This is a genomic window from Palleniella intestinalis (assembly GCF_013166595.1).
In the GTDB taxonomy this organism is placed as follows: domain Bacteria; phylum Bacteroidota; class Bacteroidia; order Bacteroidales; family Bacteroidaceae; genus Prevotella; species Prevotella intestinalis.
Genome location: NZ_JABKKG010000001.1, coordinates 129420 through 143973 on the forward strand (window position 1 = coordinate 129420; position 14554 = coordinate 143973).

The window sequence follows — 14554 nt, forward strand, 5'->3', positions numbered from 1 at the left end:
CAATTTCCTTTTGTTCTACACTAAATTCCTTCCACTTTAACCCGACGTACTGTCATTGCATTCTTATGAGCGTCAAGATGCTCATTCTCTGCCATCACCTCTACCGCGCGCCCTATTGAACTCACGCCTTCTTCTGTCAAATGCTGGAAGGTTACTTTTCTGTTATAACTGTCAAGATTCACGCCACTGTATGTAGTCGCATACCCGTGGGTGGGCAATGTGTGGTTCGTGCCTGAAGCATAATCGCCTGCACTCTCACATGCGTATTCCCCAAGGAATACGCTTCCTGCATTGATGACCATGTCTGCCAATTCATTATAATCCTTAGTACATATAATAAGGTGTTCAGGTGCATAGGCATTGGATAAATCCATGGCAGCATGCGTGTCTTCCACAAGCACAAATTGTGAATTTTCAAGTGTCTTTGCTGCAATCTCCTTGCGTGGCAGCAATGCCAGTTGGCGGTCAACCTCAGCTTGCACTTCATTGATTTTGTCCTCTGATGTGCATATAAGGATTACTTGTGAGTCCACGCCATGTTCTGCTTGTGACAGAAGGTCGGCAGCAACGAACTCAGCGTTGCTTGTCTCGTCGGCAACGACACACACCTCACTCGGGCCCGCCGGCATGTCGATTGCGACATCAGAGAGTGAAACCTGCTGCTTGGCTGCCATTACATACTGATTTCCCGGACCAAAAATCTTATAGACCTTCGGCACAGATTCCGTGCCATAAGCCATTGCTCCGATAGCCTGCACACCACCAATCTTGAATATTTTGGATACTCCTGCAACCTTTGCAGCAACGAGGACAGCAGGATTTACCTTACCTTCTCTGTCAGGCGGAGTGCACAGTACAATCTCTTTGCATCCCGCTATCTTTGCCGGAGTGGCAAGCATAAGAACCGTAGAGAACAGAGGGGCTGTGCCACCGGGAATGTATAATCCAACCTTCTCTATGGCAATTGATTTCTGCCAGCAGACAACGCCCGGAGCGGTTTCCACAGGTTTGCTTTCGAACTGTTGCGACTCATGGAACTCTTTGATATTCTTGTGAGCGAGGATGATGGCATCACGAAGTTCCGGGGCTACAGAGTCGTACGCCTCTTCTATTTCCGCATTGGTAACCAAAAGGTTCTCAATGCATGCCTTGTCAAACTTTTCACAATATTCCCTTACGGCAATATCGCCTTGGCAACGCACATCATCAAGAATGCCACAGACAACCTTATTCAACTGTGTAGCGTCGAAATGAGGACGCTCACATATTTTCTTGTATTCAGATACAGTCGGATACTTTATTATATTCATTCCAGAAACAAGTATGAAATACAGCCTGCACCCAAAACGCGCTTGCCATTCATGGTTGCAGGTATATTGGACTAAAGAATCATTTTTTCGATAGGAAGCACAAGGATGCCTTCTGCACCGGCAGTCTTCAACTGGTTTACAATCTCCCAAAAGTGCTTTTGGTCTATCACGGTATGGATTGATGTCCAGCCTTCTGTCGCCAAAGGAAGGATTGTTGGAGACTTTATGCCGGGAAGTATGGCGCAAATATCCTTCACCTTATCCGAGGGAGCGTTCATAAGGACATATTTCTTGTCATCGGCAACAAGGACAGACTGCATCCTGAAAAGCAGTTCGTCCAAAATAGCCTGCTTCTCCTGAGTCATTTCCTTATTACAGATAAGCAAAGCCTCACTTTTCATAACAGTCTCCACTTCGCGCAACTTGTTGCTGACAAGTGTTGAACCGGAGCTGACAATGTCAAAGATTCCATCCGACAACCCAATACCGGGAGCAATCTCCACAGAGCCTTGAATGACGTGGATGTCCATGCTTATGCCTTCCTTCTCGGCAAACTTCCGAAGGATATTCGGATAGGACGTGGCAATCTTCTTTCCATCAAACCATTTCACGCCGGTATATTCCACAGCCTCCGGTATGGCAAGCGAGATTCGACACTTGGAGAAGCCGAGACGTTTCACTATGTTTGCGTCTTCTCCACGCTCGACAAACTCGTTCTCACCCACAATTCCTATGTCCGCAACACCACTTGCAACGCACTCCGGAATGTCATCGTCACGGAGGTAAAGCACTTCCAATGGGAAATTTGCAGATTGTACAAGAAGTGTGCGGCGGGCACTGTTGATTTTGATTCCCGTCTCTTTAAGGAGGTTCATCGTGTCCTCATAAAGGCGGCCTTTTGACTGTACAGCGATTCTTAACATATTTGTTGTTCCTGAAAATGGCACTCCTGAACAGAAGCACCTGTTGTGTAAATAAATCTTATAATTCGTGGCAAAGTTACAATAAAATTTTGACATGCGCAATAAAATGTCTAATTTTGTACTTGATAAATATAAAAATGAAATATATATCTTTATTAATATTGCCATTTGTCATAACTGCGTGCACACAGAAACAGTCACATGAAGAGATAGAGACTCCATGGGGGGATGTTGTTACAGAAGAAGTTGAGGCAGATTCTGCCACAGAATTGTCCCTTGACGACATTGTTTCCCAAGGTGAACTCATCGCTTTCACGACAAACGGTCCTGACACCTACTATGAATACCGTGGTCACGGGATGGGTCTGCATTATCTTCTTGCTGAAAAGTATGCTCAGAGACTTGGAGTCAAGCTGCGTGTTGAAGTGTGTCGTGACAGTGCTGAAATGATTGGCAAACTTGCTGCCAGTGAGGGGGACATTGTAATTGTCCCGGAATCAAAGGTAAAAGCCGGAAAAGGGCTTTACAGTTGTGGACCAAAATGGCTGACAAACAACAGGGATGTGGCTGAAAGTGTCAAGCAATGGTATCATAACAGTATGCTTGCCGAAACAGAAAAAATGCAGAAATCGCTGCTTGCCACCGGTGGTGTGACACGCCATGTCTACCAACCGATGATGGACAGGCAGAAAGGCATCATCTCACGGTGGGACGGCATGTTCAGGAAATACGCCCCGACGGCGCGGCTTGATTGGCGGCTTGCTGCTGCACAATGCTATCAGGAATCATGCTTTGACCCACGTGCCCACTCATGGGCAGGAGCATGCGGACTGATGCAGATAATGCCGTCGACAGCACAGGTGCTTGGGCTGTCAATGCAGGACATCTATTCTCCGGAGCACAACATAGCTGCTGCAATGCGGTATATGAAGATGCTGATGTCTGAATTCCGGGACATCCCACGAAACGGAGACCGCATACGTTTCGCCTTGGCGGCATACAATGGAGGGAAGCATCATATACGCGATGCAATGGCTCTGACACAAAAACACGGCAAGGACCATCGCCAATGGAGTAATGTCCAAGAGTATGTGCTGAAACTGTCCCAAGCACAATATTATAATGACCCTGTTGTGAAATACGGCTATATGCGAGGGACGGAAACAGTTGGTTATGTCAGCAAGATAATGCAAAGATATGCCGGATACAGAGGACAGGCGCATTCCTCGCCTATGGATATCACTCCGCAAAAAGCGGTAAAGCACCATAAATACAAGCCGAAAGAATGAAATGGGGCATATTTCGCATACATTGCAGACTACCGTTTGGCGTGCAAAAATCATATTTAGAGAATGACAGTTGGTAACAGAAAGCCCTTTGAAAAGACTAACGCATTGCCCATTTTGACAATTTGCCGCAAATACAGGGCGTAAACTTGCAATTTGTCTTGCGTATCACCTCTTTCTGCAAACCAAAAACTTAACAGACGTTAATATACCACATGTACAATGAAAGGTAACACTTGACCATGCAAAGCGTTACCTTTCACCAAGTCAAGTGTTACCTTTTACACAATGAAGCGTTACCTTTCATTATGACATTTCACATCGCCCCAAAAAGGAAATCCAACCAATGATTGCACAGAAAGGCAGACTGGTCGTTACGCTTCTCTGCAAACAAATTATAATTTTTCCTTTTTATTTTAATAAACCTTGATTTTATTTAGTAACTTTGCCAAAGGAACGAAAACAAAAAAATACAATGGAAGAACAGAAGCCAATAGAGGTGTTACCTAAGAAAAACAGATTGACTCTCAGAGATACAGACTTCATGTCAATGATGCAAAGGCGAATATTCAATGTGCTCATTGTCGCAAATCCATACGATGCGTTTATGTTGGAGGATGACGGGCGTATCGACGAGAAGCTTTTCAATGAATATGTACGTCTCGGACTACGCTATCCGCCACGTTTCTTCCGTGCTTATTCACGTGAAGATGTTGAGAAATGGACAGATAAGCAGCCAGATTTGATTATCTGCATGCCAAGTACGGAGTCAAACGACGTATTTGACATTGCACGTCAGATAAAAGCCGCCTACCCCAACCTTCCCATCGTAGTGCTCACACCGTTCTCCCATGGTGTGAATGAGCGCATGAAGAACGAGGATTTGTCTGCCTTCGAGTATGTATTCTGCTGGCTTGGCAATGCTGACCTGCTGCTCTCCATTATCAAACTGATGGAGGACAAGATGAATCTGGAGAAAGATCTGTCTGCAGGAGCACAGATGATTCTGCTTGTAGAGGACTCTGTACGCTTCTATTCTTCTTTCCTTCCCATACTTTACAAGTTCATTCTGCAACAGTCATTGAACTTCGCGTCCGAAGCGTTGAACAACACTTTGGAGACACTCCGAATGCGTGGAAGACCAAAAATTGTCCTTGCACGTAATTACCAGGAAGCATGGAAGTTATACCAAAAATACTCTGACAATACTTTAGGAGTTATTTCCGACTGCCGTTTCCCTATGACTGACGGTGGCAAGACTGTGCCCGATGCCGGTGTGCAGCTGCTTCGCGCTGTCCGTGCTGTTGACAGATTCGTACCGTTGATTATGGACTCTTCCGAGGAAAGTAATGTGAAAGCGGCAGTATCATGTGACGCTTCATTCATCAACAAGAACTCAAAATCCCTTGACCACGACCTGAGGAAAATCATCCTGCATAAGTTTGGTTTTGGGGATTTCATTTTCCGAAACTCCGAAACTCTTGAACCGCTTGTCCGCATACATAATCTTAAAGAGTTGCAGGACAACATATTCACCCTTCCGCGTGAGGCTTTGCTGATGCACATCCAACGCAACAATGTCTCCCGATGGCTCTGTTCAAGGGCACTTTTCCCTATTTCGGAATTCCTCAAGAAAATCACATGGCAGTCATTGCAGGATGTTGACAAGCACCGACAGATTATCTACGATGCCATTGTGGCTTACCGCAGAATGAAGAACCAGGGTGTTGTGGCGGTGTTCCACCGTGAACGCTTCGACCATTTCTCCAATTTTGCACGCATCGGTGACGGCTCACTCGGAGGAAAAGGACGTGGCCTCGCTTTCCTTGACCACCTGATAAAGAAACATGCCGACCTTAACTGCTTTGAGCAATTTCCTGTCATGATTCCTAAGACTGTGGTCTTGTGCACGGATGTCTTTGACGAATTCATGGAGAAAAACGACCTTTATCCTGTGGCATTGTCCAATGCTTCTGATGAAGAGATTCTTGACGCGTTCGTCAAAGCGCATCTTCCACAACGGCTGGAGGAGGACTTTAAATGCCTTGTCGAGGTAGTCCAAGGACCGCTTGCCATACGTTCTTCCTCTCTCCTTGAAGACGCACACTATCAGCCGTTTGCCGGAATATATTCAACCTATATGATTCCTCCTACAGAAGATACCGGTGAGCGTCTCGAAATGCTTGCTGATGCGATAAAGGCTGTTTATGCTTCTGTCTTCTACAAGGATTCAAAAGCATACATGACTGCCACGGCAAACATCATCGACCAAGAGAAAATGGCGGTCATCATTCAGGAACTTGTGGGACAGACGCATGAGACACGTTTCTATCCGCACATATCAGGCGTGGCACGTTCCATAAACTATTATCCTGTCGAAGACCAAAAGGCGGAGGACGGAATAGTAAACATGGCTCTCGGTCTCGGCAAATATATCGTGGACGGAGGTGAGAACCTGCGCGTTGACCCTTATCTGCCGAAGAAGATTATGCAGCTGTCGGAAATGGAAATCGCACTGCGTGAGACACAGACGCGTTTCCTTGCGCTTGACCTTGCACAGACAAAGCTCAACTTCAAGACTGACGACGGCTTCAACCTGCTGAACCTTTCCGTGCGCCAGGCGGACAAGGATGGCGTGCTGAAATGGCTGTGCTCTACGTTTGACCCGTATGACCAAGTGATACGTGACGGATATTATGAAGGACGAAACCGTAAAGTAATATCCTTCAGCGGCATACTCCAGTACAATGTGCTGCCATTGCCACAAGTCCTTCAGAAGATTCTTGAATATGGCGCAAAGGAAATGATGCGCCCAGTGGAGATTGAGTTTGCCTGCACAGTCAACGATGACAAGACCGGCGAGTTCTATCTGCTGCAAATCCGACCGATGGTTGATAACAAGATGATGCTTGACGAAGACCTCGACGCTGTAAATGATGCAGACCTTGTACTGCGTTCCGAAAGTGCGATAGGACATGGCATAATGTCTGACCTTTATGATATTGTATATGTAAAGACTGACGGATATAACGCATCCATGAATCCTGAGATTGCCGATGAAATGGAGAAAATCAATGACTGTATGCTTCAGGAGGGTAAAGGCTACATACTTGTCGGTCCGGGAAGATGGGGGTCAAGCGACTCGTGGCTCGGCATACCGGTGAAATGGCCTGCTATCTCCGGTGCGCAAGTTATTGTAGAATGTGGTCTGACCGACTACCGTATAGACCCGTCACAAGGCACGCATTTCTTCCAGAACCTCACTTCGCTGGGTGTGGCTTACTTCACAATAAATCCGTACAAGGATGATGGGCTTTTCGACAAGGAATGGCTTGACCGACAGCCGGCACACAACGAGACAAAGCATCTCCGCCACATAAGGCTTGAGAAACCTCTGGTGGCGAAGGTTGATGGCATGAAGAAGAAAGGCATCGTAATGAAAACTGTTGAGGCTGAATAGAAATCTATGAAACAGACTCTGCGCTTCTCAAATCCATGAAAATTTCCCAATTTTTCCGAGATTTTTATAAAGACATATGTGAGACTAATAATAACGAATCATACTGCGAATGGTAATGGTTTGCAATGCGGTTCCATGATTATGTTATATAACAAAAGATAGCACTTGACTATGTAAAGCATTACCTTTCACTAAGTCAAGTGCTACCTTTTGGAATGTTATTAAAATTTTGTGTTTCAGCTGTTTATTGTTTCTATAAACTTTGTTTGCCCATCAGAATGTTGTCTGCTACTCCTTGTTGATATAGTCCAGAACTTGTTCCGCATGGATTTTGGTCTTTATCTCTTTCGGGGAGAATATTTTCTCAATGACGCCCTCTTCATTGACGAGATAAGTTGTGCGCAAAGTTCCTATGGTGCGTCTGCCGCATGCCACCTTTTCGCCCCAGCAGCCGAGAGCCTGCAGAAGTGTTGTCTCTGTGTCCGCAATCAGTGGGAATTCAAGACCTTGTGTCTCTGCAAACTTCTTCTGCAGTGACTCTTTGTCTTTGCTTACGCCAATGATAGCGTAGCCGGCAGCTTCAAGTTCGGCCTTGTGAGCCTGCAAAGAGCAAGCCTCAGCAGTGCATCCGCTCGTGTTTGCCTTTGGATAACTATAGAGCACAATCTTACGTCCGCGGTAGTCGCTGCTCTTGATTTCATTGCCATTCTGGTCTTTTCCGAGTATCTCCGGGATTCTGTCACCTACATTCATAATATTGTTGTTTAAGTTGTTTGTATAAATACCTGTTTGTTGGTTATGCTTCTTTATTTCATGAAAGAAGAATGCGCTATTTATAGAATGATACATATTCATTGAACTCCGGTTCGTCATATTTCGTGCTTACTCCGACTCCTATGGCAACAAGTCGCTCTGCCGGAATGTTGTGCTGCTCCTCAAGATATTTCTTGACATTGGCAGCCCTCTCTTCGCATATAGAGTTGACATTGGCTACCGCAGTTGTGGCACTTGTATATCCACCGATAATGATTTTCTTGTCAGGATTCCTGGTCATATATTCTGCAATATTGGCTATTATCAGTTTCTGGGACTCACTTATGTTCACTGAATCCTTCTGGAAACGCACGGTTTTGTTCAGAGGTGTCTGTGCACCTGCGGCAAATATCATCATGGCAGCCGCAAAAGTCATTATTGTCCTTTTCATATGGTTTAATATTATTGGTTTTACGGCTGCAAAGATAGTTATTTTTTGCGGCACAGAAAATTTTTCTTTCTGAAAATAGGCTATATTACTGAACATTAAAGAAATTTGGCATACAAAAATAAAAGATGAAAATTGTTAATGAAAAACAATCTCCATCTTCTGTTTCTTGTTGTCCTGCTTCATCTTACCGTGACATGGAAGCATCCCTGCTTCACTTCGTATTTTATATAGCACCGTCCTGCCTCACGGAAATCCCTCAGCACTTCGGAAAGAATCCATTTGAGAGTGTCGTTCTGCACTTCACGGCGAGTGCCTTGGCGAGGGTCGTATACGGTCTTGTAGCGGTTTTGCGCAATGTCGAATGTCGTACCGTAAAGGTGGCAGGAGTTGTCCGTTGCATTGATGTTCCGCTTTTGCAGTTTGCCAATATCCTCACGGGTGCGCAGCACACTGGTGACAAGGATTTTGTGAAACGGTATGCCTTTTACATACAATGAATCAAAATAAGCTCTGCCTATGTCGTTCAGCAGTGTTGATGCCCGTGGCACAAGATACGGTATGCTGCTCTTCAGATTGTCAACATAGAAATATGGATTCGCCCCGATATATACCAGTTCCGACATCCTTTTCTCTGCATCAAGGCGGTTGGCGACAGGCTTTACTCCCCATTTCTCTGCTCCGGAGAGGTGGACGGCCTGGCTGTCAGGGAAACAGTCCTTGAATCTTGGCACAGAATAGATCGGGTGAGGGACAAATGCTTTGTCGTATGTTACGGCATGTTTGGAGTTATGGGCGTTTGATGTTGCAGTCGGAATATTGCCTACGATGTCACGGGTCGTTATCGTATCTGTCGTGGATGCTCCGCCGTAGCTTCCTGCCATTGCCAGGGAGTCCTTCCGCATGCGTTCTGTTTTGGTCATAGCCACTTCCGGATAGGCACACCTGAACAATGCAAGCACAACAACCACAATACCAAAGACCTGCAAATATAAGGATTTTGATACTTTCATTCTTAAAGTTTATTTAATTCGGAGCACAAAGTTAAGGAAAAAGATTGAAATCTGTAAACTTTTTTGTAACTTTGCAGGAAAATTTTAAGATTTAATAAAGGTTGATAGAGAAACATATCATAATAGAAGATGTTGATCCTGTAATGTTCTATGGGGTTGGCAATGTTCATTTGCAGATGTTGAAATCCCTGTTCCCCAAGCTGCGCATAAATGCTCGCGGCAATGTCATCCGTGTGCTTGGTGACGAGGAGGAGACAAGTCTGTTTGAGAAGAACATTGAGACGATGCGCAAGCATTTGATAAAATTCAACTCTATCAACGATGAAGACATAATCGACATAGTAAAAGGCAAGCAGACGAAAGCGGACGCCATAAAAGGCGTTGTATGCTACAGTATCTCCGGCCGGCCGATAAAGAGCCGTTCTGCCAACCAGCAGAAACTGATAGAAGCGTTTGAAAGGGATGACATGACATTTGCTGTCGGACCGGCAGGAACGGGCAAAACTTACTTGTCGATAGCTTTGGCGGTGAAGGCTTTGAAGGAAAAGCAAGTCAAGCGGCTTATTCTCTCCCGCCCTGCTGTTGAGGCCGGTGAGAAACTCGGATTCTTGCCCGGAGACATGAAGGATAAGATTGACCCTTACCTGCAGCCGTTGTATGACGCGCTTGAGGATATGATTCCTGCGGTGAAGCTTCAGGACATGATGGAGAAGCACATCATACAGATAGCACCGCTCGCCTTTATGAGAGGCAGGACGCTGAACGATGCCGTGGTGATACTCGATGAGGCTCAGAACACGACAACGGCACAGATAAAGATGTTCCTCACACGAATGGGCTGGAACACAAAGATGATTATCACGGGCGACCTGACCCAGATAGACTTGCCAAGGAACACCCGCTCGGGACTTGGGGAAGCATTGAAGATACTTGAAGGGGTTGAGGGAATTTCAACAATCAATCTTGACCAGAGCGACATTGTGCGCCACAGACTCGTTACAAGGATAGTAAACGCATTTAATAAATACGACAATGAAAGCATTGACTAAGACAGATTTCCGGTTTGCCGGACAGAAAAGTGTGTATCACGGAAAAGTGCGCGATGTGTACAACATCGACGATGATTTGATGGTAATGGTGGCTACCGACCGTATCTCAGCATTCGATGTCATCCTGCCAAAAGGAATTCCTTTCAAGGGACAGGTGCTGAACCAGATTGCAGCGAAATTCCTTGATGCGACAAGCGATATTTGCCCAAACTGGAAACTGGCTACTCCTGACCCTCAGGTTACAGTGGGACTTAAATGTGAGGGCTTCCGTGTAGAGATGATTATCCGTGGCATACTTACAGGTTCTGCATGGCGCGACTACCAGAAAGGCTGCCGTGAGATCTGTGGAGTGCAATTGCCGGAAGGAATGCGTGAGAATGAGCGTTTCCCAGAACCTATCATCACTCCAACCACAAAGGCGGACGAGGGGCATGACCTCAACATTTCCAAGGAAGAGATTATCGCACAAGGAATCGTGTCTGCTGAGGACTACGCTGTGATGGAAGACTACACACGCAAGCTCTTTGCACGTGGTCAGGAGATTGCTGCAAAGCAGGGACTCATACTTGTGGACACAAAATATGAGTTCGGAAAGCGTGACGGCAAGGTTTACCTTATCGATGAAATCCACACACCGGACTCTTCACGTTATTTCTATGCAGAAGGTTATGAGGAGAAGTTCGAGAAGGGCGAGCCGCAGAAGCAGCTTTCAAAGGAGTTTGTGCGCCAGTGGCTCATAGAGCATGACTTCATGAACGAGCCTGGACAGACAATGCCTGAAATCACAGATGAGTATGCGGAAAGCGTGTCTGAACGTTATATCGAGCTCTACGAAGGCATTACAGGTGAGGAATTCGACAAGGCGCAGGATGTCAGCGACATCAATGCCCGCATAGAGAAGAATGTCTCTGAATATCTTGCGGCACGCAAAGCGTAAGCAGCATTCTTGATTGAAAACTGTTTCAGAAGCTACGAGGACTCCAATAATTTATAACAACAACCTTAATCAATAAAGACGATGGACAAATATGGAATCATAGGCCACCCACTCGGCCACTCTTTTTCTCCCGGATTTTTCAATGAGAAATTCCGCAACGAGAGCATCGATGCGGTCTATGAGATGTTTGACCTTCCGCAAATTGAGGCTGTCATTGAAGTCCTTACGTCAAATCCGGAACTTCGCGGGTTGAATGTCACCATACCGTACAAGCAGCAGATAATGCAGTATCTTGACGAATTGAGTGATGAAGCTCGTGAGATTGGAGCGGTGAATGTCGTGCGCATCTCCCATGAGAATGGTGAAATGCGCATGAAAGGGTACAATAGTGATGTGATTGGATTCACACGCTCTATAGAACCTCTTTTGGAGAAATACCACAAGAAAGCTCTCATTCTTGGTACCGGCGGCGCGTCAAAGGCTGTGGAATATGGGTTGAGGAAACTCGGACTTGAGACTGTGAAGGTGAGCCGCTATGAGCGTACTGACACTATCCAATATGAGAAAGTCACAGCAGATGTTGTATGGGAATATAATGTAATAGTGAACTGCACTCCTGTCGGTATGTACCCAAACACAGAGGAGTGCCCATTGCTGCCGTATGAAGCCATGGACAGTCATACTCTACTCTATGACCTTATATACAACCCTGACGAAACTCTTTTCATGAAAAAAGGACGCGAACATGGTGCCGTAACCAAGAACGGATTGGAGATGCTCCTGCTTCAAGCTTATGCTTCGTGGGAGTTTTGGAATGAATAGGCAAGAACGGAAGGAAGTGGCAATTACAGTGTTATGCCACATCCTTCCATTTTGCGTATTTCGGACAAACAGGATTAGGACAACAAATAATAAGAAAAGCATTTTGTAAAATACACTATTTTTCTATAGACAAATGAGCAACAATCGTTATATGATGCGCGGTGTGAGTGCCGCAAAGGAAGATGTGCATAACGCTATCAAGAACATTGACAAAGGAATCTTCCCACAGGCTTTCTGTAAGATAATCCCGGATATTCTTGGAGGAGATCCGGAATATTGCAACATAATGCACGCAGACGGTGCAGGTACGAAGTCATCATTGGCGTACATGTACTGGAAAGAGACAGGCGACATCAATGTTTGGAAAGGTATTGCGCAGGATGCTATCGTAATGAACACCGATGACCTTCTATGTGTCGGAGCAGTGGATAATATTCTTGTCTCATCAACTATCGGACGTAACAAGATGCTAATCCCTGGCGAGGTTATCTCTGCAGTCATCAATGGTACAGATGAGCTTCTTTCCGAGATGCGTGAAATGGGAGTGGGCATCTACCCTACCGGTGGCGAGACTGCGGATGTCGGCGACCTTGTACGCACAATCATCGTTGACTCTACCGTGATTTGCCGCATGAAACGCAGCGATGTCATTGACAACAAGAACATACAGCCAGGCGATGTCATTGTCGGCATGTCATCATGCGGTCAGGCTACATACGAGAAGCAGTACAACGGCGGAATGGGGTCAAATGGTCTCACTTCAGCCCGTCATGATGTGTTCTCAAAATATCTTGCGGAGAAATATCCGGAGTCCTATGACCAGAAAGTTCCTGACGAACTTGTTTATTCCGGTACAAAGAAACTCACTGATGCAATAGAAGGACTTGGAGTTGATGCCGGACAGCTCGTGCTTTCTCCGACACGCACTTATGCACCTGTGATAAAGAAGATGCTTGACGAGCTCCGTCCGGAGATTCATGGTATGGTACACTGTACAGGTGGAGCGCAGACAAAGGTGCTTCATTTCGTGAATGACAACTGTCGCGTCATAAAGGACAACATGTTCCCTGTGCCTCCTCTCTTCAAGATGATTCATGATGAAAGCGGAACTGATTGGAAGGAAATGTACCAGGTCTTCAACATGGGACACCGTATGGAAGTTTATGTTCGTCCTGAGATTGCGGAACAAGTAATAGCAATCAGCAAGTCGTTCAACATTGATGCACAGATTATCGGTCATATTGAGGAAGGAAAGAAGTCGCTGACAATCAAATCGGAATTCGGAACGTTTGATTACTAATCCTTTCATGAGGAAGACTGAGACAGCAAGGATGGTTGTGACAGGTTTTGCAATATTTAGTTGGCTGTCCATCACATATAATGTTGTCACACTGAAATATAAATGGATAAAACGAATAGCAGGAGAATAAATGACAGAAAACAACATACTACAAAAACTTGATGGTCTTGAAGCGCGCTATGAAGAGGTTTCAACTCTCATAGCCGACCCGAATGTCATCGCTGACCAGCAGCGTTATGTTAAGCTGACACGAGAATACAAAGACCTTGAGGACATTATGAAGCTCCGCAAGCAGTATGTAGACTGCTTGGAAGGCATTGCAGAAGCCAAAGACATTATAATGAATGAGTCGGATGCTGACATGAAGGAGATGGCTCGCGAGCAACTCGCAGAGAATGAGGCTTTGATGCCGAAATTAGAGGAAGAAATCAAGTTCGCCCTTGTGCCGAAAGATCCGGAAGATGCGAAGAACGTGGAAATGGAAATCCGTGCAGGCACAGGTGGTGATGAAGCGTGCCTGTTTGCCGGCGATTTGTTCAAAATGTATAAGGCTTATTGTGAATCCAAAGGGTGGAGTCTTTCGGTTACGGATGTGTCCGAGGGCGCTGTCGGCGGATTCAAGGAAATAGACTTTGCTGTTTCCGGAGAAAATGTCTATGGCATTCTGAAATATGAATCCGGCGTTCACCGTGTACAGCGCGTGCCTGTGACAGAGTCAAACGGCCGTATGCAGACAAGTGCTGCCACTGTTGCCGTACTCCCTGAAGCAGAAGCGTTTGATGTGCAAATCAACGAAGGCGAGATTAAGTGGGACACTTTCCGATCATCAGGTGCCGGTGGCCAGAATGTCAACAAGGTCGAGTCTGGTGTGCGTGCACGATATATGTGGAAGAACCCGAACACAGGTGAGACTGAAGAAATCCTTATAGAGTGTACAGAGACACGTGACCAGCCAAAGAACAAGGAAAGAGCACTTGCCCGCCTGCGTACTTACATATACGACAAGGAACACCAAAAATACCTTGACGATATAGCAAGTCGCCGAAAAAGCCTTGTGTCCACAGGTGACCGCTCTGCGAAGATACGCACATACAATTTCCCGCAAGGCCGTGTCACGGATCATCGCATAGGATTCACCACCCATGACCTTTCCGGATTCCTTGGCGGCAACATACAGGAGATGATTGACGCTCTTACAGTCGCAGAAAATGCAGAACGCATGAAGGAAGCGGAACTGTAATCCTGTGAAGCAA

The 14554-nt window shown here is 45.9% G+C and carries 12 protein-coding genes; 7 read left to right on the top strand and 5 right to left on the bottom strand.

The window, feature by feature from the left end; all coding sequences use genetic code 11:
• Window positions 1–20: 20 nt before the first annotated feature.
• Both hisD and hisG read right to left on the bottom strand, forming a co-directional pair.
• Window positions 21–1310, bottom strand: a complete 1290-nt coding sequence (gene hisD / locus HPS57_RS00615) for a histidinol dehydrogenase (protein ID WP_172179211.1) — start codon at window positions 1308–1310, stop codon at window positions 21–23.
• Window positions 1311–1381: 71 nt separating this feature from the next.
• The gene (gene hisG / locus HPS57_RS00620) at window positions 1382–2233 is read right to left on the bottom strand and encodes an ATP phosphoribosyltransferase (RefSeq protein ID WP_172179212.1); all 852 of its coding nucleotides are present in this window, start codon (window positions 2231–2233) and stop codon (window positions 1382–1384) included.
• Between the two features lie 137 nt (window positions 2234–2370).
• Here hisG and HPS57_RS00625 point away from each other — a divergent pair, with 137 nt between their 5' ends.
• Both HPS57_RS00625 and HPS57_RS00630 read left to right on the top strand, forming a co-directional pair.
• Window positions 2371–3522 carry a transglycosylase SLT domain-containing protein gene (locus tag HPS57_RS00625; RefSeq protein ID WP_172179213.1) on the top strand — a complete coding sequence of 384 codons (1152 nt, stop codon included), beginning with the start codon at window positions 2371–2373 and terminating at the stop codon, window positions 3520–3522.
• 472 nt (window positions 3523–3994) lie between these two features.
• A complete protein-coding gene (locus HPS57_RS00630) occupies window positions 3995–6979 on the top strand; it encodes a PEP/pyruvate-binding domain-containing protein (RefSeq protein WP_172179214.1) in 2985 nt (994 codons plus the stop codon).
• Between the two features lie 288 nt (window positions 6980–7267).
• Here HPS57_RS00630 and HPS57_RS00635 read toward each other — a convergent pair whose 3' ends face one another.
• From HPS57_RS00635 to HPS57_RS00645, 3 genes are all read right to left on the bottom strand, one after another.
• Window positions 7268–7732, bottom strand: coding sequence for a peroxiredoxin (locus tag HPS57_RS00635; RefSeq protein ID WP_172179215.1), 465 nt, complete (start codon window positions 7730–7732; stop codon window positions 7268–7270).
• A 76-nt stretch (window positions 7733–7808) separates the two neighbouring features.
• A complete protein-coding gene (locus HPS57_RS00640; RefSeq protein ID WP_172179216.1) occupies window positions 7809–8183 on the bottom strand; it encodes an OmpA family protein in 375 nt (124 codons plus the stop codon).
• Window positions 8184–8362: 179 nt separating this feature from the next.
• Window positions 8363–9193 (bottom strand): DUF5715 family protein, encoded by an 831-nt coding sequence (locus HPS57_RS00645; RefSeq protein WP_172179217.1) that lies wholly within the window; start codon window positions 9191–9193, stop codon window positions 8363–8365.
• 101 nt (window positions 9194–9294) lie between these two features.
• On the opposite strand from HPS57_RS00645, the gene HPS57_RS00650 reads away from it, so the two are divergent.
• The 5 genes from HPS57_RS00650 to prfA all read left to right on the top strand — a co-directional run bounded on the left by HPS57_RS00650 (window position 9295) and on the right by prfA (window position 14541).
• Window positions 9295–10242, top strand: a complete 948-nt coding sequence (locus HPS57_RS00650) for a PhoH family protein (RefSeq protein WP_172179218.1) — start codon at window positions 9295–9297, stop codon at window positions 10240–10242.
• Window positions 10226–11179, top strand: a complete 954-nt coding sequence (locus tag HPS57_RS00655) for a phosphoribosylaminoimidazolesuccinocarboxamide synthase (RefSeq protein ID WP_172179219.1) — start codon at window positions 10226–10228, stop codon at window positions 11177–11179. Before HPS57_RS00650 ends, HPS57_RS00655 begins: the two co-directional genes overlap by 17 nt.
• A gap of 81 nt (window positions 11180–11260) precedes the next feature.
• On the top strand, window positions 11261–12001 hold the full coding sequence (locus HPS57_RS00660) for a shikimate dehydrogenase family protein (RefSeq protein WP_172179220.1): 741 nt from the start codon (window positions 11261–11263) through the stop codon (window positions 11999–12001).
• 133 nt (window positions 12002–12134) lie between these two features.
• Window positions 12135–13301: an AIR synthase-related protein gene (locus HPS57_RS00665; RefSeq protein WP_172179221.1), complete on the top strand. Its 1167-nt coding sequence runs from the start codon at window positions 12135–12137 to the stop codon at window positions 13299–13301.
• Between the two features lie 130 nt (window positions 13302–13431).
• Window positions 13432–14541, top strand: coding sequence for a peptide chain release factor 1 (gene prfA, locus HPS57_RS00670; RefSeq protein WP_172179222.1), 1110 nt, complete (start codon window positions 13432–13434; stop codon window positions 14539–14541).
• The last annotated feature ends 13 nt before the right edge of the window (window positions 14542–14554 follow it).

Bases quoted from the DNA above. Each gene is read 5' to 3' on its own strand.
- HPS57_RS00625 (WP_172179213.1), top strand. From the start codon at position 2,371: ATGAAATATATATCTTTATTAATATTGCCATTTGTCATAACTGCGTGC.
- hisG (WP_172179212.1), bottom strand. From the start codon at position 2,233: ATGTTAAGAATCGCTGTACAGTCAAAAGGCCGCCTTTATGAGGACACG.
- HPS57_RS00655 (WP_172179219.1), top strand. From the start codon at position 10,226: ATGAAAGCATTGACTAAGACAGATTTCCGGTTTGCCGGACAGAAAAGT.
- HPS57_RS00665 (WP_172179221.1), top strand. From the start codon at position 12,135: ATGAGCAACAATCGTTATATGATGCGCGGTGTGAGTGCCGCAAAGGAA.
- HPS57_RS00645 (WP_172179217.1), bottom strand. From the start codon at position 9,193: ATGAAAGTATCAAAATCCTTATATTTGCAGGTCTTTGGTATTGTGGTT.
- hisD (WP_172179211.1), bottom strand. From the start codon at position 1,310: ATGAATATAATAAAGTATCCGACTGTATCTGAATACAAGAAAATATGT.
- HPS57_RS00640 (WP_172179216.1), bottom strand. From the start codon at position 8,183: ATGAAAAGGACAATAATGACTTTTGCGGCTGCCATGATGATATTTGCC.
- HPS57_RS00635 (WP_172179215.1), bottom strand. From the start codon at position 7,732: ATGAATGTAGGTGACAGAATCCCGGAGATACTCGGAAAAGACCAGAAT.
- prfA (WP_172179222.1), top strand. From the start codon at position 13,432: ATGACAGAAAACAACATACTACAAAAACTTGATGGTCTTGAAGCGCGC.
- HPS57_RS00660 (WP_172179220.1), top strand. From the start codon at position 11,261: ATGGACAAATATGGAATCATAGGCCACCCACTCGGCCACTCTTTTTCT.
- HPS57_RS00630 (WP_172179214.1), top strand. From the start codon at position 3,995: ATGGAAGAACAGAAGCCAATAGAGGTGTTACCTAAGAAAAACAGATTG.